Source organism: uncultured Xylophilus sp. (assembly GCA_913776965.1).
In the GTDB taxonomy this organism is placed as follows: domain Bacteria; phylum Pseudomonadota; class Gammaproteobacteria; order Burkholderiales; family Burkholderiaceae_C; genus Xylophilus.
This window is the reverse complement of sequence record CAJYQL010000059.1, coordinates 1-21,446: the sequence shown is the minus strand read 5'-3', so window position 1 is coordinate 21,446 and position 21,446 is coordinate 1. Positions and strand designations below refer to the sequence as shown.

Genomic DNA, 21,446 nt, shown 5'->3' with positions numbered 1-21,446 from the left:
CGGCGATTTCGTCGAAGGGGTTCATGCTGTGCTTGACGTTGGCGGTGTCGACGCCGCTGCCGTCGCTCTTCACCCGCACCTTGACGTTGTAGTCGACTACCCGCTTGACGGGGACCAGGACCTTCATTGATGTGACTCCGTTGATATAGAGGGAGGCGGTACGCGCTGCACACGTCCGGACATCGTTTCATTCTAATGAGCGGTACCTGCCACCCGGGAAGCGGGTCATCGCAGAGCGCGACGCCAGCTGTCGCCGGACAGCACCTCAAAATAGAACGATCGTGCTTTTCATTATAGGCAGGTGCCGCACCTGCCGTGTCTCGGCGAGAACCCTTAGGCCGCCAGTGCGCGCAGTGCCTCTTCGAAAGCCTGGCGGGAGCCGAGCATGCGCATCGGCGGCAACGCCCGCAGCAGGCGCTTGCCGTAGGGCATGCCGGTCAGCCGGTTGTCGCAGACGACGAGGATGCCGCGGTCGCTCTCGCGGCGGATCAGCCGGCCGGCGCCCTGCTTCAACGCCACTGCCGCCTCCGGGAGATGGAAGTCGCGGAACGCGTTGCGGCCGGCGGACTCCAGCCGCTGGACCCGCGCCTCGACCAGCGGATCGTGCGGCGGCGGGAACGGCAATTTGTCGATCACCACCAGCTGCAGCGCGTCGCCCGGGATGTCCACCCCTTCCCAGAACGAGGCCGATGCCACCAGCACACAGCCGCGGCGTCCCTGGCTCGCGCCTTCGCGGAATCGCTCCATCAGGCGGCGCTTGGGCAGCTGGCCCTGCACCAGTACGTCGAGGGCGTCACCCTCCTCGCCCAGTAATGACTGCAGCGATTCGCCGATGGTGCGCAGCGCCCGGAGCGTGGTGGTCAGCACCAGCGTGCGGCCGCCGAGCTGCCGCGCGGCCGGCGCGATCCACCGCGCTACAGCCGCAGAATGGCCCGGATCGGACGGACGCGGCAGTCCGTCCGGCACGTGGAGGCTGGCCTGGGTCGCGTAGTCGAACGGGCTTTCGACCTGCAGCACCCGGGCGTCCTGCAGACCGCAGGGTTCGGTGAACCAGCGCAACGTGGGCTCGTCGCCCAGGGTCGCCGAGGTGAAGATCCAGGCGCACGGTCGGGCTCCCGGAACCGTGCCGCGGTCCACGACGCAGTCGGCCTCTTCCGCCCGCCCGTCCGCCGCCCCACCGCCGGCGGGTAGCGCGAGCAGCCTGGTGCGCACCGCCTGCGCGATGTCGAGCGGCGCCTCCGATAGGCGCAGCTGCTGGCTGCCGACGTCCACCCATCGGACCGTGTCCAGCGGTGCCGCCGCGCCGAACCGCGCTGCGCGCCGCAGCAGTTCCGTGGCCCGTTCGTGCAGCCGGACGAAGTCCGGTGCCAGCTCGCTGACCGTGTCGAGCTGCCGCTGCGCTTCGGTGCAGGCCTGCTCCAGCGCGAGCAGCGTCGCAGCCCATTCCCCGGGTGCGATGCCGTCCGGCACCGGATCGACCCAGCGCAGGCGTGCGCCGACCGGCAATCCGCCAGCGGCGAGCCGCAGGTCGCGTGCAGTCCGCTCGACCGCGGCTGCCACCGCGGGCCAGTCGACCAGGCCGCGCGCCAGCTGCAGGCCCGCCGCCAGCAGGTCACGGGCGAAATCCAGCAGCTGGCCGGTGGAGAGCTGCAGGCCGAGGAACTGCACCCCGGTCTCGTTGAGCTGGTGGGCTTCGTCGAAGATCGCGGTGCGGACCGTCGGCAGCAGTTCCGCCATGCCGGATTCGCGCACCGCGAGGTCGGCGAAGAACAGATGGTGGTTGATCACCACCACGTCGGCGGCCAGCGCATCGCGCCGGGCGAGGTTGACGTGGCAGGCCCGGAAATGCGGACACGGCGCGCCCAGGCAGTTCTCGCGGGTCGAGGTGATCAGCGGCAACACCGGCGAACGCTCGTCCAGGCCCGGCAGCTCCGCCAGGTCGCCGCTCGTGGTCGCCTGCGCCCAGACTTCGACCTTGGCCAGCGCACGCGCCACCGCCCGGTCGTCGGCGCGGGGGTCGGACCGCGCGGTGGCGAGCCGCTGCAGGCAGAGATAGCTGCCGCGGCCCTTGAGCAGAGCAGTCCGCAGCGGCAGCCCGAGTGCTTCGACCAGCCGCGGCAGGTCACGGCCGAAGAGCTGGTCCTGCAGGGTTTTGGTCACGGTGGAAAACAGCACCCGCTCGCCGCTCAGCAGTGCCGGCACCAGATAGGCAAAGGTCTTGCCAACGCCGGTGCCGGCCTCCACCACCAACGCACCGCCCTGCTCGATCGTCTCGGCCACTGCCAGCGCCATGCGCGTCTGCCCTTCGCGGGCCAGGAACTGGTCGGCCGCCTGCGACAGCCAGCCGCCCGGGGCGAACGCGTCGGCCACCCGCTCCGGCAGCGAGGGCCCGCCGGTGTCGATACACGCACTCATGCCGCGCGCACGAAGTGCCGGCCGCCGGCCGACTTCGCCCGATAATGCACCGCCCGCGTCGCGGCCAACGCACCCTCTGCATGACCACCAGCCACAGACTCATCGGCGCCACGGGAACCCACAAGGGCGACCGGCCGTACCAGCAGGACCGCGTGGTCCTGATGTCGCATCCCCGGGTCCACGGCTGCGTGCTCGGCGTCGTGGCCGACGGCATGGGTGGTCGCAGCGGCGGCCGCAAGGCCGCCGACCAGGCGGTGCTGACTGCCCAGCAGTTGTTCGATTCCTACGCGCCCGGCCGCGACGATCCCGCGGGCTTCCTGCGCCGGATCGTGGAGGACGCACACCTGGTGATCCGCCTGATCGCGATCGCGGCCGAACAGGAGCCGCACAGCACGATCGCCGCCTTTCTGGTCAATCCGCGCGGCGACTGCCATTGGGCGCACGTCGGCGATTCGCGCATCTACCATTTCCGCGATGGCCGGCTGGTCCAGCGCACCAGCGATCACTCCTATGTCCAGACCCTGGTGGACCGCGGCGAACTGACGCCGGCGGAGGCCCATGTGCATCCGCAGTCGAACGTGCTGACCTGCTGCCTCGGCACCGAAAGCGACCCGCCGGTCGCCCTGCACGGCATCTCGCGGCTGCGGGCCGGCGACTGCATCGTTGCCTGCAGCGATGGTCTGTGGCATTACCTGCGGGATGGCGAGTTCGGCGCGCACCTGCAGGACCGGCCTGCCGGCGAGGCGGTCCGGACCTTGATCGACGTCGCGCGGCAGCGCGCGCGCGGGGGTGGCGACAACATCTCGTTGGCGGTACTGCAGGTCGAAACAGCGGCAGCCGCGAACGTCGCGGTGCCGCAGCCTCAGCGTGCGCCCGCGAGCGCCGGCTGACACGCGGCGGCGCACAGCCTTCATCGACTCAGGGCGGCGCCGGCAGGGGCTGGGCCTGCGGCTTGCCGGCCTTTTCTGCCGCGCGGCGGGCCTGCGCCTGGCGGCGCTCCTCGGCCGCCCGAAGCTTGTCCTCGTAGCGCTGGCGCTCGGCCGGTGCCTCGGCCGCCAGTCGTGCGCGGGCCGCCGCCTCGTCGGCACGCGACTGCTCGGCTTGAGCCCGCTGGGCGCGCGCCCGTTCGGCCTGCTCCGCCTGCTGGGCAGCACGGTCGGCCTGGCGCTGGCGCGCCTCGGCTTCGCGCTCCGCGACCGGTGGAGCCGATGCGGCACGCTGCGCCGCGGCTTCGCGGCTGCGCGCCTCGGCGGCATCCTGCTCGTCCATGCGTGCCTGGCGCTCCAGTTCGACCCGGCGGCGTTCGCCCGCCCGCACCGCCACTTCCTGCCGACGCAGCTCGGTCGCACGCGGACGCGCATTGCGCCGGACCTCGTCCAGACAGCTGTTGACAGCGAAGCGCTGGTAGCACTGCTTTTCCTGCGCACCGCGCTCGGCGAGCAGCGCGGCGCGCTCCCGTTCGATCTCCGCCAGCCGAACCGACGCTACGTCGGCCGCGATCGGCTCGACCACCGCGGGCGCCGGCAACGGCTGCGCGGCGGCAGGGCACGCCGCGGCCCAGGCGAGCAGCGCAGCCAGAACCGCAAAAGAGGTGTGTGTCATGTCAGGGCAGTATCGACCACCCGGCGCTCCAGCGCCAGAAACTCGGCCGACTGCATCTCGTTGAGCCGCGAGACGGTCCGCGGGAATTCGTGCGCGAGTGGCCCCTCGGTGTAGAGCTGCTCCGGCGGCACCGCGGCCGACAGGATCAGCTTGACCCGGCGGTCGTAGAGCACGTCCACCAGCCAAGTGAAGCGCCGCGCGGGCGACGCCATGTTCACCGGCATGTGCGGCACGTTCGACAGCAGCACGGTATGGAACTGGTTGGCGATCTCGAGGTAGTCGTTCTGCGAGCGCGGGCCGCCGCAGAGCGTGGCGAAATCGAACCACACCACGCCGCCAGCGCGCCGCCGGGCCTCGATGGTGCGCGACTCGATCGTCATCACCGGATCCTCGTCCTTCGACTCGGCCAGACGGTCGAAGGTCTCGCTCATCGCCGCATCGGCCTCGGGTCCGAGCGGCGTGTGGTAGAGCTGGACCATCTCCAGCGTGCGCCGGCGGTAGTCGGTGCCGTTGTCCACGTTCACCACTTCCAGCCGCTGGTTCAGCAGTGCGATGGCCGGCAGGATGCGGTCGCGGTGCAGACCGTCCGGGTACAGATCGTCCGGCCGGAAGTTCGAGGTCGTCACGAAGCCGACGCCGTTCTCGAACAGTGCCACCAGCAGGCGGTGCAGGATCATCGCGTCGGTGATGTCGGCGATGTGGAACTCGTCGAAGCAGATCAGCCGGTAGCGCGCGGCGATGTTCTTGCCGAGCACGTCCAGCGGATTGACCGTGCCCTGCAGCCCCGCGAGCTCGTGGTGCACCTCGCGCATGAACTCGTGGAAATGCAGCCGCACCTTGCGCTGCAGCGGCACGGCGTTGAAGAAGCAGTCCATCAGGAAGCTCTTGCCGCGCCCCACCCCGCCGTACATGTACACGCCGCGCGGAATCTGCGGCTGCCCGAACAGCCGGCGGAACGCACTGGACCGCTTGTCCTTGTAGGCCGCCCAGTCGTCCGCGCAGCGCTGCAGCGCCTCGACCGCACGCAGCTGCGCCGGATCGCTCTGGAAGCCGCGCGCGACGAGCTCCGCCTGATACGCCTCGCGGACGTTCATGCCGCCTCCCGCCCACCGCTATGAAAACCATAGCTGCGTGCGCAGGCCCGGTGGGCGCAGGAGGCCGATTTCATCCCCAAAACGCCGATCAGAAGTTCAGCGTGCGCTTGTCCACGGCCAGCGCCGCTTCCTTCGTCGCTTCCGACAGCGACGGGTGGGCGTGGCAGATGCGGGCGATGTCTTCCGCGCTCGCCTTGAACTCCATCGCCACCACGGCTTCGGAGATCAGCTCGCTCGCCTGCGGACCGACGATGTGCACGCCCAGGATTTCGTCCGTCGTCGCATCGGCGATGAACTTGACGAAGCCGGTGGTGTCGCCCAGCGCACGGGCACGGCCGTTGGCCAGGAACGGGAACGATCCTGCCTTGTAGGCCACGCCTTCGGTCTTGAGCTGCTCCTCGGTCTTGCCGACCCACGCGATCTCGGGGCTGGTGTAGATGACCCAGGGGATGGTGTTGAAGTTGACATGGCCATGCTGGCCGGCCATGCGCTCGGCCACGGCCACGCCCTCTTCCTCGGCCTTGTGCGCGAGCATCGGGCCGCGCACCACGTCGCCGATCGCCCAGACGCCCGGCAGGTTGGTCTTGCACTCGTCGTCCACCACGATCGCGCCGCGCTCGTCGAGCGCCAGGCCTACCGCCTCGGCGTTCAGGCCGATGGTGTTGGGCACGCGGCCGATCGAGACGATCAGCTTGTCCACGTCGAGGGTCTGCGCCTCGCCCTTGGCATCGGTGTAGGCGATCGACACGCCGGCATCCGACGTCTTGATCTCGCCGACCTTCACGCCGAGGTTGATCTTCAGGCCCTGCTTGTCGAACGCCTTCTTGGCTTCCTTGGCGACCTGCTGGTCCACCGCGCCGAGGAACGTCGGAAGGCCTTCCAGGATCGTCACGTCCGCGCCCAGGCGGCGCCAGACCGAACCCATCTCCAGGCCGATCACGCCCGAGCCGATCAGGCCCAGCTTCTTCGGCACCGCGCCCAGGCGCAGCGCGCCGTCGTTCGACAGCACGTTGACCTCGTCGAACGGCGCGCCGGGCAGCGCACGGGCGTTGGAGCCGGTGGCCACCACGATCTGCTTGGCGACGAGCGTCTCGTCCTTGGCGCCCGAGACCTGGATCTCGTAGCCGCCGTCGGTCGCCTTCACGAACGAACCACGGCCGTGGAAGAAGCTAATCTTGTTCTTCTTGAACAGGTACAGGATGCCGTCGTTGTTCTGCTTGACGACGGTGTCCTTGCGGCCGATGAGCGTCGGCAGGTCGAGCTCGACGCCCGACACCTTCACGCCGTGCTCGGCCAGGTGCTTGTGCGAGAACTCGAAATGCTCGGACGACTGCAGCAGGGCCTTGGACGGAATGCAGCCGACGTTGGTGCAGGTGCCGCCGGGCGCGGGGCCGCCCTTGTCGTTCTTCCATTCGTCGATGGCCGCGACCTTGAAGCCAAGCTGCGCTGCACGGATGGCTGCGATATAGCCGCCGGGGCCGCCGCCGATGACGATGACGTCGAATTGCTGGGACATGGTGATTCATACAAAAAAGCCCGCCTGTCCGACACGTTCGGACCGGCGGGCGAGCGTAGCGAGCCTCGTTCAAGGACCCCGCGGAACCGGCTTTGCCGGGCCGCCGGCGTCGCCCCCTGGAGGGGGGAGGCGGCTACACGAAGTGAGCAAGCAACGGGGGTGGGTCAGATGTCGAACAGCAGACGGGCCGGATCTTCCAGCGCATCCTTCATCGCGACCAGGCCCAGCACGGCTTCGCGGCCGTCGATGATCCGGTGGTCGTACGACATCGCCAGGTAGTTCATCGGGCGCACCACGATCTGGCCGTTCTCGACCACGGCGCGGTCCTTGGTCGCATGCACGCCCAGGATCGCCGACTGCGGCGGGTTGATGATCGGGGTGGACATCATCGAACCGAAGGTGCCGCCGTTGGAGATCGAGAAGGTGCCGCCGGTCATGTCGTCGATGCCGAGCTTGCCTTCCTGTGCCTTCTTGCCGAACTCGGCGATCTTCTTCTCGATGTCGGCGAAGCTCATCTGGTCGGCATTGCGCAGGATCGGCACCACCAAGCCGCGGGGCGAACCGACCGCGATGCCGATGTCGAAGTAGCCGTGGTACACGATATCGTTGCCGTCGACCGACGCATTGAGCACCGGGAATTTCTTCAGCGCGTGGACCGCCGCCTTCACGAAGAAGCTCATGAAGCCGATCTTCGTGCCGTGTTCCTTGGTGAACTGGTCCTGAAACTTCTTGCGCATCTCCATGACCGGGGCCATGTTGACTTCGTTGAAGGTGGTCAGGATCGCGTTGGTCGACTGCGATTGCAGCAGGCGTTCGGCGATGCGGGCCCGCAGGCGGCTCATCGGCACGCGCTGCTCGGGGCGCTCGCCCAGGTCGGGTGCGGACACCGGTGCCGACACCTGCGGCAGCGCGGCCTTCGGTGCGGCAGCCGGCGCGGGCGCCGCCGCCGGCTTGGCGCCGCCGGCCACGGCCGACAGCACGTCGCCCTTGGTCACGCGGCCGTCGCGGCCGGTGCCGGCCACGTCGCCGGTCTTCAGGTTGGTGTCGGCCAGCAGCTTGGCGGCGGCAGGCATCGCGACGTCGGACTTGGCGCCGCCGGTGGCCGCGGCTGCGGTGGCCGGAGCCGCGGCGGGAGCGGGTGCCGCCGACGCTGCCGGTGCGGCAACGGGCGCTGCGGCGCCGGCCTTGCCTTCGGTGTCGATCTTGGCGATCAGCTGGTCGGCCACGACGGTGGCACCATCGCCCTGGACGATCTCGGCCAGCACGCCGGACGACGGAGCCGGCACTTCGAGCACGACCTTGTCGGTCTCGATCTCGATCAGGATCTCGTCGGCGGTGACGGCTTCGCCGGCTTTCTTCTTCCAGTTCAGCATGGTGGCTTCCGCCACGGATTCGGACAGCTGGGGGACTTTGACTTCTACGATGGCCATGGTGTTCTTTCGATGATCGGGGGGAAGCGGGGCGTCTTTCTGCGCCCCGGCCGCATTACTTGGTCAGCACGAAACCCTTGAGCTTGGCGAACGCACCGTCGACCAGCGCCTTCTGCTGCTCCTGGTGCAGGTGCGAGTAGCCCACTGCCGGCGACGCCGAGGCCGCACGGCCCGAGTAGCCGAGCTTCTGGCCATCGGCCATGTTCTCGTGGATGTAGTGCTGCACGAAGAACCAGGCGCCCTGGTTCTGCGGCTCGTCCTGGCACCAGACGATGTCGGTGACGTTCGGGTACTTCTTCAGTTCCGCGGCGAACGCCTTGTGCGGGAACGGATAGAGCTGTTCCACACGCAGGATCGCGACATCGTCCGCGCCCTTCTCCTCGCGCTTCTTGGCCAGGTCGTAGTAGACCTTGCCCGAGCAGGCGATCACGCGCTTGACCTTGGCGGCGTTCAGCTCCTTGCTCTCGCCGATCACGGTGCGGAACGCACCGTCGGTGAACTCCGACACCGGCGACGTCGCGTCCTTGTTCCGAAGCAGCGACTTCGGCGTCATGATGATCAGCGGCTTGCGCAGGTTGCGCACCATCTGACGACGCAGCAGGTGGAAGATCTGGCTGGCGGTCGTCGGCTGCACCACCTGCATGTTGGTGTCGGCCGACAGCTGCATGAAGCGCTCCAGGCGGGCCGAGCTGTGCTCGGGGCCCTGGCCTTCGTAGCCGTGCGGCAGCATCAGCGTCAGGCCGTTCACCCGGCCCCACTTCACCTCGCCCGAGGCGATGAACTGGTCGATCACCACCTGCGCGCCGTTGGCGAAGTCGCCGAATTGCGCTTCCCAGATCACCAGCGTGTTGGGATCGTTCGAGGCATAGCCGTATTCGAAGCCGAGCACCGCCTCTTCCGACAGGATCGAGTCGATCACGACGAACGGCGCCTGCTTGTCCGCCACGTTCTGCAGTGGGGTATAGGTGCCTTCGTCGAACTTCTCGCGCTTCTGGTCGTGGATGACCGAATGGCGGTGGGTGAATGTGCCGCGGCCGCAGTCCTCGCCCGATAGGCGGACCGGGTAGCCGCTCGCGACCAGCGAGGCATAGGCCATCGTCTCGCCCATGCCCCAGTCCACGTTCACCTCGCCACGACCCATCGCGGCGCGGTCGTCGTAGACCTTCTTCACCAGCTGGTGCGGCGTGACGCTCTCGGGAATGGTCGTGACGCGCTCGGCCAGGCGCTTCCACTCGGACAGCGGAATCGCGGTCTCGCCGGCATCGGTCCATTTCTTGCCGAGGAACGGGCTCCAGTCCACCGCGTACTTGCCCTGGAAGTTGGTCAGCACCGGATCGACCGTGTGCTTGCCCGCTTCCATGGCGGCGCGGTAAGCCTTGACCATGTCGTCGCCCAGCGTGTCGCCCAGGCCCTGCGTCGCCAGCTTGTCGGCGTAGAGCTTGCGGGTGCCGGGGTGGGCCGCGATCTTCTTGTACATCAGCGGCTGGGTGAGCGACGGCGTGTCCTGCTCGTTGTGGCCCAGCTTGCGGAAGCAGATGATGTCGACGACCACGTCCTTCTTGAATTCCATGCGGAACTCGAGTGCCAGCTGCGTGGCCAACACGACCGATTCCGGATCGTCGCCGTTCACGTGCAGCACCGGCGCCTCGATCATCTTGACGATGTCGGTGCAGTACAGCGTGGAGCGGCTGTCGCGCGGATCGGAGGTGGTGAAGCCGATCTGGTTGTTGATCACGATGTGCACCGTGCCGCCCGTGTGGTAGCCACGGGTCTCGGCCAGCGCCAGCGTTTCCATGATCACGCCCTGGCCGGCGAAGGCGGCGTCGCCGTGCACCAGCACCGGCAGCACCTGCTTGCCTTCGGGATCGCCGCGGCGGTCCATGCGGGCACGCACCGAACCTTCGACGACCGGGTTCACGATCTCTAGGTGCGACGGGTTGAACGCCAGGCTCAGGTGGACCGGGCCGCCGGCAGTGTTCACGTCGGAGCTGAAGCCCTGGTGGTACTTCACGTCGCCGCTCGGCAGGTCTTCCGGCGCGGTGTGGTCGAACTCGGCGAACAGATCGGCCGGCAGCTTGCCGAGCGAGTTCACCAGCACGTTCAGACGGCCGCGGTGGGCCATGCCGATCACGATTTCCTGAACGCCCTTGGCACCGGCGGCCTGGATCAGTGCGTCCATCGAGGCGATGAAGCTCTCGCCGCCTTCGAGCGAGAAGCGCTTCTGGCCGACATACTTGGTGTGCAGGAACCGCTCGAGGCCCTCGGCGGCGGTCAGGCGGTCGAGGATCTTCTTCTTCTGTTCGGCATCGAAGCTCGGCTTGCTGCGGATGCCTTCGAGCTTCTGCTGCCACCAGCGCTTCTGCACGTGGTCGGTGGTGTACATGTACTCGGCACCGATCGTGCCGCAGTACGTTTCGCGCAGCGCATTCAGCAGCTCGCGCAGCGGCATCGTGTCCTTGCCGAAGAAGGTGTTGCTGGTGTTGAACACCGTTTCCTGGTCGGCATCGCTGAAGCCGTAGAAGGAGGCTTCTAGCTCGGGAATGGCAGGGCGCTCGGCGCGCTTGAGCGGATCGAGGTCGGCCCAGCGGACGCCGACATTGCGGTAGGCGGCGATCAGCTGCTGGACGGCGGTGCGCTTGCGGCCCAGTTCGGAGTCGGCGCCGCTGGCGACGACGACCTTCGTGCCGCCCTGCTTAGCGCGCTCGGCGAAGGCATTGATGACCGGGAGGTGGGGCACGTCGCGGGCATCGGAGCCGTCGGCGGACGGCACGTGCTGCAGTGCATCGAAGTAATCGCGCCAGTTGTCCGGCACGCTGCCCGGATTGGCGAGATAGTTTTCGTACATCTCCTCGACATAGGGCGCGTTGCCGCCGAAGAGATAGGTGTTGCCCTGGTAGGCGGCGTAAAGAGACGATGTCTCACTCATGGTGCGCTGACTTTCGTTTTCCTCTGGAAAACACGAGCTGGTTGCAAAACCTTCCGCGACACGGCTGGACCGGTTGGCGGATGCGACTGTGGCTGGAAGGGGCCGAGGTACAGCCCGGGATTGTGCCACCGAAACAGGCACGCCCCCAAACCGGTGCGTCAGAGGTGGTGCGCGAAGCGCCCTATTCCACGCGGTCCACCGCGTGGGGCTTGAACCCGAGATCGGCCGCCTTGCCCTTGCGCCCGCGCACGCCGCGGGCGTTGTTCAGCGAGCGGATTTCCAGCGTCTCCTCCCGCGCCTTGCCGCCGCGCCCGATGCCGGAAATGCGCACGCTGCGGGTGTAGGCCGCGGCACCCGCCAAGGTGTCCTTCGGCTCCAGGTCGATCAGCATCAAACCGCGGCCGCCCTTCTCCATCAACTTCAGTTCGCCGATCTCGAAGGTCAGGATGCGGCCACCCGCACTGGCGCAGCAGACATGGGTGGCGAACGGCACCGGATCGCCGGGCAGCCGTGCCAGGCTCGGCCGGCACAGCGTCTCGCCGGCGGCCAGCGCCACGAAGGTCTTGCCGCCGCGCTGGCGCGACACCAGATGCTCGACCTGCGCGACGAAGCCGTACCCACCCGACCCGGCCAGCAGCAGCACTGCACCGGCAGGCCCGGCGAAGCAGTGCGCCACCTGGGTGCCCGTCTCCAGCTCGATCAGCGTCGTGACCGGCTGGCCGTCGCCCCTCCCGCCCGGCAGGGCCGACACTGCGACCGTGTACACCCGTCCGTTGCTGCCGAAGACCAGCAGCACATCGACCGTGCGGCATTCGAAGGTGCCGTACAGCCCGTCGCCCGCCTTGAAGGCGAAGGCGGCCGGATCGTGGCCGTGGCCGCCGCGGGTCCGCACCCAGCCTTTCTGCGACACGACGACCGTCACCGGCTCGTCGATCACCCGCACCTCGGCCACGGTGCGCTTCTCCGCCTGGATCAGCGTGCGACGGGCGTCGGCGAACTGCTTGGCGTCGGCCTCGATCTCCCGCACCATCAGCCGGCGCAGCGCCGCCGGGCTGCCGAGGATTTCCTCGAGCTTCTGCTGCTCGTCGCGCAGCGCCGACAGCTCCTGCTCGATCTTGATCGCCTCCAGCCGTGCGAGCTGGCGCAGCCGGATCTCCAGGATGTCCTCGGCCTGCCGGTCGGTCAGCGCGAAGCGGGCGATCAGCGCGGCTTTCGGATCGTCGGCCTGCCGGATGATCGCGATCACCTCGTCGATGTTGAGCAGCACCGTCTGCCGCCCTTCGAGGATGTGGATGCGGTCCAGCACCTTGTCGAGACGGTGCCGCGAACGGCGCTGCACCGTCGCCTGCCGGAACTCGATCCATTCGAGCAGCATCTGGCGCAGCGACTTCTGCACCGGCCGGCCGTCCAGGCCGACCATCGTCAGGTTGATGGGCGCCGAGGTTTCCAGCGAGGTCTGCGCGAGCAGCGTCGAGATCAGGTCCGCCTGCGGCGTCTTGCCGGTCTTGGGCTCGCAGACCAGCCGGACAGGCGCATCCTTACTGGATTCGTCGCGCACGCCGTCCAGCACATTCAGCAGCACCGCCTTCAGCTGCACCTGATCGGCGGTCAGCGCCTTCTTGCCGGCCTTCACCTTCGGGTTGGTGATCTCCTCGATCTCCTCCAGCACCCGCTGCGCGCTCACGCCGGGCGGCAGTTCGGTGACGACCAGCTGCCACTGGCCGCGGGCCAGTTCCTCGATCTTCCAGCGCGCCCGCACCTTCAGCGAGCCGCGGCCGCCGCGGTAGGCCTCGGCGATCTCGGCGGGCGGGCTGATGATCTGGCCGCCGCCCGGATAGTCGGGGCCGGGCACCAGCGCGAACAGTTCCTCGTCGGAGAGCTGAGGCGCCTTGACCAGCGCGACGCAGGCGTCGGCGATCTCGCGCAGGTTGTGGCTGGGAATCTCGGTCGCCAGGCCGACCGCGATGCCCGAGGCGCCGTTGAGCAGCACGAACGGCAGCCGGGCCGGCAGCTGGCGCGGCTCCTGGGTGCTGCCGTCGTAGTTGGGCACGAAATCGACCGTGCCCATGTCGACCTCTTCCAGCAGCAGCCGGGTGATCTTCGACAGCCGCGCCTCGGTGTAGCGCATCGCGGCGGCACCGTCGCCATCGCGGCTGCCGAAATTACCCTGGCCGTCGATCAGCGGGTAGCGCTGCGAGAAATCCTGGGCCATCCGCACCAGCGCGTCGTAGGCCGCCTGGTCACCGTGCGGGTGGAAGCGGCCGAGCACGTCGCCCACCACCCGCGCGCACTTCACCGGCTTGGCGCCGTTGGCGGCATTGGCGCCGGTGAAGCCGAGGCCCATCCGGTCCATCGCGTACAGGATGCGGCGCTGCACCGGCTTCTGGCCGTCGCAGACGTCCGGCAGCGCACGGCCCTTGACGACCGAGAGCGCGTATTCGAGGTACGCGCGCTGTGCGTAGGCGGCAAGGTCGGGCGCCGCGTCGTCCGCGGCAGGGAGGTTCGGGGACTCGAGGGACGTGGTATCGCTCATGCTTGCAGAAAGGCCATCAGCGCAGGGCCCGCGGGGGGCGCCTGCGGGAAAGTCGGTTGGTAGATAGAGACAGGGAGCCGTTGCAGCCCAGGCCGGGCCGCGTGGCAAATCACTCGGCGGACACGACGGATTCGGACGGATCAACCGCCGCAGCGCGGGCCTGCACCGGCAGGGCCGGCACCGCCGCGGCGACCGGTGGCGGCAGTTCCATCCGCACCCGGTGCGGCGCGCTGCGGCCGGCCGTCGTCGCGCCGACTCCACCGCCGGGCTGCAGCATCCGGTAGAGCTGCATCACGGTCTTCACGTAGTTCTGGGTCTCGGGGTAGTTCGGAATGCGGTTGCCGGCCCGTTGCACGGCGCCCTCGCCGGCGTTGTAAGCCGCGAGCACCAGTTCCATCTGGCCGGGGAACAGGTCGAGCAGGTAGCGCAGGTAGCGGCTGCCCGCGCCGATGTTGGTCAGCGGGTCGGTCAGCCGTTTGGCGACCGGACTGCGCGTGTCCCCGGCCACGCCGTAGCGCTGGGCGGTGGCCGGCATCAGCTGCATCAGCCCGACGGCGCCCTTGGGCGAAATCGCCGCCGCGTTGAAGCCCGATTCGGTGACGATCAGCGCCTGCAGCAGTGCGTAGTCGATGCCGTGCAGCTCCGATGCGTCGCGCAGCAAATGGCGCACCGCCTTGTACGCAGGCGACACGTCGAAGAAGGTCCGCATGCGCTCGCTGACGCCGGGGCGCGCGCCCATGCCGACGGCGCCGGGCGCGTCGGCCAGGTCGCGGGAATCGAAACTCTCGCCGTCGCGGAAATAGAGCTGGTAGCGCGCATCCACCCGCTCGGAGGCGAAATGCGCGGTGCCTTGCGCATCCACCCAGCCCCAGATGTCGGCCCAGGCGGAATGCTGCGAAAACGATAGCAGCATGCACAGGCCCAGCGTGCGCCAGCGGCCGAAAACAGCACGAAATACCAGCATCGGTTACTCCATCGGGACGGCCGCAGTCGCCCGGTCAGATATCGACTTCGACCGCATCGCCGTGCAGTTCCATCAGCGCGCGGCGGGCCGCCGCCTCGCCCTTGCCCATCAGCTTGGCGATGAGTTCCTCGGTCTGCAGGAAACCCAGCGCACCGAGCTGCACCGGCAGAAGCCGCCGCGTGTCCGGGTTCAGCGTGGTTTCCCACAGCTGCTCGGCATTCATCTCGCCCAAGCCCTTGAAGCGGCTGATGCTCCAGGCGGTGTCCTTCACGCCGTCCTTGCGCAGCTTGTCGAGGATCGCGGTCAGTTCGCCCTCGTCCAGCGCATAGACCTTGGCGGCCGGCTTCTTACCGCGCGCCGGTGCATCGACACGGAACAGCGGCGGACGCGCCACGAACACGTGGCCCGCGTCTATCAGCTTAGGGAAATGCCGGAAAAACAAGGTCAGCAGCAGCACTTGGATGTGCGAGCCGTCCACGTCCGCATCGCTCAGGATGCAGATCTTGCCGTAGCGCAGGCCCGACAGGTCCGGCGTGTCGTCCGGCCCGTGCGGATCGACGCCGATCGCGACCGAGATGTCGTGGATCTCGGTGTTGGCGAAAAGCCGGTCTCGGTCCACCTCCCAGGTGTTGAGCACCTTGCCGCGCAGGGGCAGGATCGCCTGGCTCTCCTTGTCGCGGCCCATCTTGGCGCTGCCGCCGGCGGAATCACCCTCGACGAGGAACACCTCGTTGTGCGCCAGGTCGCGGCTCTCGCAGTCGGTCAGTTTGCCGGGCAGCACCGCCACGCCGGAGCCCTTTTTCTTCTCGACCTTCTGGCCGGCCTTCTGGCGGGTCTGGGCGGCCTTGATCGCGAGTTCGGCCAGCTTCTTGCCGTAGTCGACGTGCTGGTGCAGCCACAGCTCGAGCGCCGGCCGGACGAAGGACGACACCAGCCGTACAGCGTCGCGCGAATTCAGCCGTTCCTTGATCTGTCCCTGGAACTGCGGGTCCAGCACCTTGGCGTTGAGCACGTAGCTGGCCCGAGCGAACACGTCCTCCGGCATCAGCTTCACGCCCTTAGGCAGCAGCGCATGCAGTTCGATAAAGCTCTTGACCGCGTTGAACAGGCCGTCGCGCAGCCCGCTTTCGTGGGTGCCGCCGGCGGTGGTCGGGATCAGGTTGACGTAGCTTTCGCGGACCGGATGGCCTTCCTCGGTGAAGGCGACCGCCCAGCCAGCGCCCTCGCCTTCGGCAAAACTCTCGCTCGCCTTGTCGGCAAAGCCTTCGCCTTCGAACAGCGGGATCACCGGGTCGGCGGTCAGCGTCTGCAGCAAGTAGTCGCGCAGGCCGCCCTTGTACTGCCAAGTCTGGGTGTCGCCGGTCTTCTCGACCTTGAGCGACACCGACACGCCCGGCATCAGCACCGCCTTGCTGCGCAGCAGATGGGTCAGCTCGCCCATCGGCAGCGCGGGTGATTCGAAATACGACGCGTCGGGCCAGACCCGGACCGTGGTGCCCTGCTTGCGGTCGCCCTCGCCGGACTGCCGGGTCGCCAGCGCCTCGGTCACGTCGCCACCGCTGAATACCAAGCGCGCCACCTTGCCGTCGCGGTAGGAAGTCGCCTCCAGCCGGGTCGACAGCGCATTGGTGACCGACACACCCACCCCGTGCAGTCCGCCCGAGAAGCTGTAGGCGCCGCCGGAGCCCTTGTCGAACTTGCCGCCCGCATGCAGCCGGGTGAACACCAGTTCGATCACCGGCGCGTTCTCCTCCGGATGCAGGCCGAACGGAATGCCGCGGCCGTCGTCCTCGACGCTCACCGAGCCGTCGGCATGCAGCGTCACCTTGATCTTGCGGCCGTGGCCGGCGAGCGCTTCGTCGGCCGCGTTGTCGATCACCTCCTGCACGATGTGCAGCGGGTTGTCGGTCCGGGTGTACATGCCCGGACGCTGCTTAACGGGCTCCAGGCCCTTCAGCACGCGGATCGAGCCTTCGGAATAAACGGGAGTCGGTTTGGTCGCCATCGGGGGCGGATTGTAAGCATCCGCCGACCGGAAGCTGTATGTCCATCCAGACCCCCACGGCCGTCCGGGTCATCGATGCTGCAGACGCATCAAAGGCGCGCGACAATTTCAACGGCCCGGTATCCGGGTGTGACCGACACTGGCACCGGCCGCTTTGTCCTCTTACCGCCTACAACAATGCATAACGATCTCCGGAGACTTTCCATCACCCAGGTGCTGCTGTGCGGCGCCGCCATCGTCACCCTGTCGATGGGCATCCGCCACGGCTTCGGGCTGTGGCTGCAGCCGATCACCCAGGAAATGGGCTGGACGCGCCAGACCTTCTCCTTCGCGATCGCGGTACAGAACATCGCCTGGGGCGTGTTCGGCATCTTCGCCGGCATGGCGGCGGACCGGGTCGGCGCCTTCCGGGTGCTGATGGGCGGTGCGGTGCTCTACGCACTCGGCCTCGCGGGCATGGCGCTCGCGCCGACGCCGCTGCTGTTCACGCTCGCCACCGGCGTCCTGATCGGCGCGGCGCAGGCCGGCACCACCTATGCCGTCATCTACGGCGTGATCGGCCGGCAGATCCCGGCGGAGCGGCGCTCGTGGGCGATGGGCGTGGCAGCCGCGGCCGGCTCCTTCGGCCAGTTCCTGATGGTGCCGGTGGAAGGCCAGCTGATTGCGGCCTTCGGCTGGCACCAGGCGCTGCTGTTCCTGGCGGCGGCGGTCCTCGTCATCCTGCCGCTGGCGCTGGGCCTGCGGGAGCCCGGCTTCGGCCAGGGCGTCGCGCGGCCGGTGCGAGACCAGACCATCGGCCAGGCCTTCGCCGAGGCATTTCGCTACCCGAGTTTCCAGCTGCTGATGGCCGGCTATTTCGTCTGCGGCTTCCAGGTGGTGTTCATCGGCGTGCACATGCCGAGCTACCTGCGCGACAAGGGCCTGTCGCCCCAGGTGGCGAGCTATGCGCTGGCGCTGATCGGCCTGTTCAACGTGTTCGGCACCTACATCGCCGGCTCGCTCGGCCAGCGGCTGGCCAAGCGCAAGATCCTGAGCTTCATCTACGCCTCGCGGGCGGTGGCGATCACCGTTTTCCTGCTGGTGCCGCTGTCGCCGGTGTCGGTCTACCTGTTCTCGGCGGTGATGGGCCTGCTCTGGCTGTCCACGGTGCCGCCGACCAATGCGGCGATCGCGGGCATTTTCGGCGTGCAGCACCTGTCGATGCTGAGCGGCTTCGTGTTCCTCAGCCACCAAGTCGGATCGTTCCTGGGCGTTTGGCTCGGCGGGCTGCTGTACGACCGCACCGGCAGCTACGACATCGTCTGGTACCTGGCGATCGCCCTCGGCGTGTTCGCGGCGCTGATCAATGTCCCGGTGCGCGAGACACCGATCCGTCGGGCGCCGGCTGGGGCCGCTGCATGACCCGGGGAACGGCGCTGCGGATCGGCGGCTGGGCGGGCGCGGCCGCCGTGCTGGCCAGCGTCTTCGCGCTCTACGCCCGCCCGGACTTCCTCGTGACGCTCGCCGACCAGCTGTGGGCCTGCTTCTGAACGCCGAGCCGGCTGTCGCGCCGCCCTCGGCCTGGGTGGTCCGCTGGGCGCATCTGGTGCCGGCGGGTGCGGACGTGCTCGACGTGGCGTGCGGCAACGGTCGCCATCTGCGCTGGTTTCATGCACGAAATCACCCGGTAGCGGGCGTCGATCGTGCGCGGGATGCTATCGAACAGATAGCACACCTCGGCGATCTGCGGATGGCGGACATCGAAGGCGGACCGTGGCCTTTCGACGGGCGCCAGTTCGGCGGCGTGGTCGTCACGAACTACCTGCACCGGCCGCTGCTGCCCGTGCTGGTCCAGAGCGTCGCGCCCGGCGGCGTGCTGATCTACGAAACCTTTGCGACCGGCCAGGAGCAGGTCGGCCGGCCCCGGTCGTCCGCGTTTCTGCTGCAGCCGGGCGAACTGCTGGCAGTCGTCGGCGGACTGCAGGTGGTCGCTTTCGAAGACGGCTGGCTGCCGTCGCCCGACCGCCGGGTGCAGCGTATTGCCGCCGTGCGGTCCGGCGCCGGCCCGGCCGCACATGGGAACCCGCGGCTCGCGGCGGACTCCATCCCGTCCGCAGCCGCGCGCAACCCGGCCGGCAGTGCTCGCGTCCCGGGCCTGCCGCCAGCGGCCGGCCGCTAAAATCGACCGTTTATCGACCGACAGGCAACTCCTCGTCCATGACCCCAACTTCCGGCCCCCTCACAGGCAGCATCGTGGCGCTCGTCACCCCGATGCACGACGACGCCAGCGTGGACTACCCTGCCCTGCGCAAACTCATCGACTGGCACATCGCGGAAGGCACGGACTGCATCGGTGTGGTCGGCACGACCGGCGAATCGCCGACGGTCGACGTTGAGGAGCACTGCGAGATCATCCGGGTGTCGGTCGAGCAGGCCGCCGGCCGGGTGCCGATCATGGCGGGCTGCGGCGCCAACTCGACCAAGGAAGCGATCGAGCTGGCCCGCTTCGCGAAGGGCGTCGGCGCCGACAGCCAGCTGCAGGTCGTGCCCTACTACAACAAGCCGACCCAGGAGGGCCAGTACCAGCACTTCAAGGCGATCGCCGAAGCCGTGGGCGACCTGCCGATCGTGCTGTACAACGTGCCGGGCCGCACCGTGGCGGACATGCTCCACGACACCGTCCTGCGGCTCGCCGCGGTCGACGGCATCGTCGGCATCAAGGAGGCCACCGGCAACATCGAGCGGGCCCAGTGGCTGATCCGCGACGTGCCCGAAGGCTTCGCGGTGTACTCGGGCGACGACCCGACCGCCGTCGCCCTGATGCTCTGCGGCGGCCAGGGCAACATCAGCGTCACGGCCAACGTCGCGCCGCGCGCGATGCACGAGCTGTGCGCCGCCGCCATCGCGGGTGATGCGCGCCGCGCGATGGAGATCCAGCGCCGCCTGATGCCGCTGCACCGCCACCTGTTCGTCGAGGCCAACCCGATCCCGGTCAAGTGGGCGGCCGAGCGGCTGGGCCTGTGCGGCGGCGCGATGCGCCTGCCGATGACGCGCCTGTCGCCTGCCAACGAACCGCTGGTCGAACAGGCCCTGCGTGCCGCCGGTTTGCTGTAATCGGCCCGTCTCGTCCGTACCGTTTCCCGCGCATCCGCTTCCAGGAAGGATTCCCGTGACCCGTCCCGTTTCCCTGACCGCGGCCATGCCGCGCCTCGCCCTGATCGGCCTCGTGCTGGCCCTGTCGGCCTGCTCGATCCTCGACAACGAGAAGATCAACTACAAGAGCGCCGGCCGCGCGCCCTCGCTCGACGTTCCGCCCGACCTGACCCAGCTGTCGCGCGACACCCGCTACCAGATCAACACCGGCGGCAGCGTTTCGGCCTCCGGCTACCAGGCCGCCCAGGCCAACGCGCCGGCTAACGTGACGACCGCTGCCGCATCGCTCGGCGATGTGCGCATCGAACGCGACGGCAACACCCGGTGGCTCGTGGTGAACCGCCCGGCCGACAAGCTGTGGGACCCGGTCCGGGACTTCTGGGTCGAGAACGGCTTCCTGCTGACCATCGACCAGGCGAACTTGGGCATCCTGGAAACCGATTGGGCCGAGAACCGCGCCAAGCTGCCGCAGGACGTGATCCGCCGCACGCTCGGCAAGCTGATCGACTCGGTGTACTCCACTAGCGAGCGCGACAAATTCCGCACCCGGCTGGAGCGTACCCCGAGCGGCGCGACCGAGATCTTCATCAGCCACCGCGGCATGCAGGAGGTCTACACCAGCAACTCGAAGATCGACGAGTCGACCGTGTGGCAGCCCCGCCCGGCCGATCCGGAGCTGGAGGCCGAGTTCCTGCGGCGCCTGATGGTGAAGCTCGGCGGTGCCACTGAGGCTCAGTCGCAGCAGATGATCGCCAACGCGCCGGCCGCCCGCAACACCGCCCGCGTGGTGAATGTGGCCGGTGCGCCGGCCGTGCAGGTGGACGAAGGCTTCGACCGGGCCTGGCGCCGGGTCGGCCTGACGCTGGACCGCACCGGCTTCACCGTCGAGGACCGCGACCGCAGCCAGGGCGTGTACTTCGTGCGCTACGTCGCGCCGAACGCCGATCGCAAGCAGCAGGGCTTCCTCGGCAAGCTGCTCAACCGCACTCCGGACGCTTCTCCGCCAGTGCGCTACCGCATCGCGGTCAAGGGCCAAGGCGAGTCGAGTGTCGTCTCGGTGCTGGGCGAAGGTGGTTCGCCGGCGCCCGCGGCCGATGCGACCCGCATCGTCCAAGTGATCGCGGACGACCTCAAGTAAGCCGCCCCTGCCCGCTCGCGCATGCTGAGGTTTCGCAATCTCGCCAGTGGCAGCACCGGCAACGCCACGGTCGTCGAAGGCCGCAGCGGCACGCAGGTGTCGCGACTGCTGGTGGACTGCGGCATCGGCATCCGGCAGCTGGACAAGCGGCTCGGCCTTGCCGGCCTGAGCCGCGACGACATCAGCGCGATCTTCATCACACACGAGCATTCCGACCATATCGGCTGTGCGCAGGCGCTCGCGGTGCGGCATCGCATTCCGGTATGGATGAGCCACGGCACCTATGTCGCGCTTGGCGAGCCGGATTTCGACGGCCTGCTGCAGGTGGCGCACGATTCGCAGCGCATCGCCCTCGGCGGCTTCGAATTCCGGCCCTTCACCGTGCCGCACGATGCCCGCGAGCCGCTGCAGCTCCGCTGCTCGGACGGCGCATCCGACCTGGGGCTGCTGACCGACCTCGGCCATGTGACAAGCCACGTCGTCGAGCAGCTCCAGGGCTGTCATGCGTTGGTACTCGAATCGAATCACGATCCCGATCTGCTGGCGCAGTCGATGTATCCGGATTTCCTGAAGCGCCGTGTCGCGGGACGGTTCGGCCACCTCGCCAACGGCAGCGCCGCCGACGTCGCGCGGACACTCCAGCACCCGGGCCTGCACAGCGTGGTGGCCGCCCACCTGAGCGAGCGCAACA

The 21,446-nt window shown here is 68.5% G+C and carries 16 protein-coding genes and 1 pseudogene; 7 read left to right on the top strand and 10 right to left on the bottom strand.

What is annotated here, in order from left to right; translation table 11 throughout:
* Together QZ500_RS08770 and QZ500_RS08765 are read right to left on the bottom strand one after the other, a co-directional pair.
* A pseudogene (locus tag QZ500_RS08770) lies at positions 1 to 127 on the bottom strand (electron transfer flavoprotein subunit beta/FixA family protein); the annotation flags it as partial.
* 206 nt (positions 128 to 333) lie between these two features.
* Positions 334 to 2,415 (bottom strand): ATP-dependent DNA helicase, encoded by a 2,082-nt coding sequence (locus QZ500_RS08765; protein ID WP_295853890.1) that lies wholly within the window; start codon positions 2,413 to 2,415, stop codon positions 334 to 336.
* Between the two features lie 80 nt (positions 2,416 to 2,495).
* Here QZ500_RS08765 and QZ500_RS08760 point away from each other — a divergent pair, with 80 nt between their 5' ends.
* Positions 2,496 to 3,305, top strand: coding sequence for a protein phosphatase 2C domain-containing protein (locus QZ500_RS08760; RefSeq protein WP_295853887.1), 810 nt, complete (start codon positions 2,496 to 2,498; stop codon positions 3,303 to 3,305).
* A gap of 28 nt (positions 3,306 to 3,333) precedes the next feature.
* On the opposite strand, the gene QZ500_RS08755 is transcribed toward QZ500_RS08760, so the two are convergent.
* The 8 genes from QZ500_RS08755 to QZ500_RS08720 all read right to left on the bottom strand — a co-directional run bounded on the left by QZ500_RS08755 (position 3,334) and on the right by QZ500_RS08720 (position 16,485).
* Positions 3,334 to 4,017, bottom strand: a complete 684-nt coding sequence (locus tag QZ500_RS08755; protein WP_295853886.1) for a hypothetical protein — start codon at positions 4,015 to 4,017, stop codon at positions 3,334 to 3,336.
* On the bottom strand, positions 4,014 to 5,111 hold the full coding sequence (gene zapE, locus QZ500_RS08750; protein ID WP_295853882.1) for a cell division protein ZapE: 1,098 nt from the start codon (positions 5,109 to 5,111) through the stop codon (positions 4,014 to 4,016). The genes QZ500_RS08755 and zapE overlap by 4 nt, the downstream gene beginning before the upstream one ends.
* Before the next feature lie 88 nt (positions 5,112 to 5,199).
* On the bottom strand, positions 5,200 to 6,627 hold the full coding sequence (lpdA, locus tag QZ500_RS08745; RefSeq protein WP_295853879.1) for a dihydrolipoyl dehydrogenase: 1,428 nt from the start codon (positions 6,625 to 6,627) through the stop codon (positions 5,200 to 5,202).
* A gap of 164 nt (positions 6,628 to 6,791) precedes the next feature.
* Positions 6,792 to 8,057: a 2-oxoglutarate dehydrogenase complex dihydrolipoyllysine-residue succinyltransferase gene (odhB, locus tag QZ500_RS08740; protein WP_295853877.1), complete on the bottom strand. Its 1,266-nt coding sequence runs from the start codon at positions 8,055 to 8,057 to the stop codon at positions 6,792 to 6,794.
* 55 nt (positions 8,058 to 8,112) lie between these two features.
* On the bottom strand, positions 8,113 to 10,983 hold the full coding sequence (locus tag QZ500_RS08735) for a 2-oxoglutarate dehydrogenase E1 component (RefSeq protein WP_295853874.1): 2,871 nt from the start codon (positions 10,981 to 10,983) through the stop codon (positions 8,113 to 8,115).
* 181 nt (positions 10,984 to 11,164) lie between these two features.
* Positions 11,165 to 13,516 (bottom strand): DNA topoisomerase IV subunit A, encoded by a 2,352-nt coding sequence (gene parC / locus QZ500_RS08730; RefSeq protein ID WP_295853870.1) that lies wholly within the window; start codon positions 13,514 to 13,516, stop codon positions 11,165 to 11,167.
* 109 nt (positions 13,517 to 13,625) lie between these two features.
* On the bottom strand, positions 13,626 to 14,480 hold the full coding sequence (locus QZ500_RS08725) for a lytic transglycosylase domain-containing protein (protein ID WP_366762853.1): 855 nt from the start codon (positions 14,478 to 14,480) through the stop codon (positions 13,626 to 13,628).
* A gap of 34 nt (positions 14,481 to 14,514) precedes the next feature.
* A complete protein-coding gene (locus tag QZ500_RS08720) occupies positions 14,515 to 16,485 on the bottom strand; it encodes a DNA topoisomerase IV subunit B (RefSeq protein WP_295853867.1) in 1,971 nt (656 codons plus the stop codon).
* 177 nt (positions 16,486 to 16,662) lie between these two features.
* Between QZ500_RS08720 and QZ500_RS08715 the strand changes: the two genes are divergently transcribed.
* From QZ500_RS08715 to QZ500_RS08690, 6 genes are all read left to right on the top strand, one after another.
* Positions 16,663 to 17,886: an MFS transporter gene (locus QZ500_RS08715; RefSeq protein WP_295853863.1), complete on the top strand. Its 1,224-nt coding sequence runs from the start codon at positions 16,663 to 16,665 to the stop codon at positions 17,884 to 17,886.
* A complete protein-coding gene (locus QZ500_RS08710) occupies positions 17,883 to 18,014 on the top strand; it encodes a hypothetical protein (protein ID WP_295853859.1) in 132 nt (43 codons plus the stop codon). Before QZ500_RS08715 ends, QZ500_RS08710 begins: the two co-directional genes overlap by 4 nt.
* A complete protein-coding gene (locus QZ500_RS08705) occupies positions 17,999 to 18,643 on the top strand; it encodes a class I SAM-dependent methyltransferase (protein ID WP_366762850.1) in 645 nt (214 codons plus the stop codon). Before QZ500_RS08710 ends, QZ500_RS08705 begins: the two co-directional genes overlap by 16 nt.
* A gap of 38 nt (positions 18,644 to 18,681) precedes the next feature.
* Positions 18,682 to 19,578, top strand: a complete 897-nt coding sequence (gene dapA, locus QZ500_RS08700) for a 4-hydroxy-tetrahydrodipicolinate synthase (RefSeq protein ID WP_295853856.1) — start codon at positions 18,682 to 18,684, stop codon at positions 19,576 to 19,578.
* A gap of 85 nt (positions 19,579 to 19,663) precedes the next feature.
* Positions 19,664 to 20,755, top strand: a complete 1,092-nt coding sequence (gene bamC / locus QZ500_RS08695) for an outer membrane protein assembly factor BamC (protein ID WP_295853893.1) — start codon at positions 19,664 to 19,666, stop codon at positions 20,753 to 20,755.
* 21 nt (positions 20,756 to 20,776) lie between these two features.
* The coding region (locus QZ500_RS08690; protein WP_295853855.1) for an MBL fold metallo-hydrolase at positions 20,777 to 21,446 on the top strand (670 nt) is incomplete at its 3' end.

What these genes read in the sequence shown, in the direction of transcription:
- QZ500_RS08765 (WP_295853890.1), bottom strand. Translation starts at nt 2,415, where the DNA reads ATGAGTGCGTGTATCGACACCGGCGGGCCCTCGCTGCCGGAGCGGGTG.
- QZ500_RS08760 (WP_295853887.1), top strand. Translation starts at nt 2,496, where the DNA reads ATGACCACCAGCCACAGACTCATCGGCGCCACGGGAACCCACAAGGGC.
- QZ500_RS08755 (WP_295853886.1), bottom strand. Translation starts at nt 4,017, where the DNA reads ATGACACACACCTCTTTTGCGGTTCTGGCTGCGCTGCTCGCCTGGGCC.
- zapE (WP_295853882.1), bottom strand. Translation starts at nt 5,111, where the DNA reads ATGAACGTCCGCGAGGCGTATCAGGCGGAGCTCGTCGCGCGCGGCTTC.
- lpdA (WP_295853879.1), bottom strand. Translation starts at nt 6,627, where the DNA reads ATGTCCCAGCAATTCGACGTCATCGTCATCGGCGGCGGCCCCGGCGGC.
- odhB (WP_295853877.1), bottom strand. Translation starts at nt 8,057, where the DNA reads ATGGCCATCGTAGAAGTCAAAGTCCCCCAGCTGTCCGAATCCGTGGCG.
- QZ500_RS08735 (WP_295853874.1), bottom strand. Translation starts at nt 10,983, where the DNA reads ATGAGTGAGACATCGTCTCTTTACGCCGCCTACCAGGGCAACACCTAT.
- parC (WP_295853870.1), bottom strand. Translation starts at nt 13,516, where the DNA reads ATGAGCGATACCACGTCCCTCGAGTCCCCGAACCTCCCTGCCGCGGAC.
- QZ500_RS08725 (WP_366762853.1), bottom strand. Translation starts at nt 14,480, where the DNA reads ATGCTGGTATTTCGTGCTGTTTTCGGCCGCTGGCGCACGCTGGGCCTG.
- QZ500_RS08720 (WP_295853867.1), bottom strand. Translation starts at nt 16,485, where the DNA reads ATGGCGACCAAACCGACTCCCGTTTATTCCGAAGGCTCGATCCGCGTG.
- QZ500_RS08715 (WP_295853863.1), top strand. Translation starts at nt 16,663, where the DNA reads ATGCATAACGATCTCCGGAGACTTTCCATCACCCAGGTGCTGCTGTGC.
- QZ500_RS08710 (WP_295853859.1), top strand. Translation starts at nt 17,883, where the DNA reads ATGACCCGGGGAACGGCGCTGCGGATCGGCGGCTGGGCGGGCGCGGCC.
- dapA (WP_295853856.1), top strand. Translation starts at nt 18,682, where the DNA reads ATGACCCCAACTTCCGGCCCCCTCACAGGCAGCATCGTGGCGCTCGTC.
- bamC (WP_295853893.1), top strand. Translation starts at nt 19,664, where the DNA reads ATGCCGCGCCTCGCCCTGATCGGCCTCGTGCTGGCCCTGTCGGCCTGC.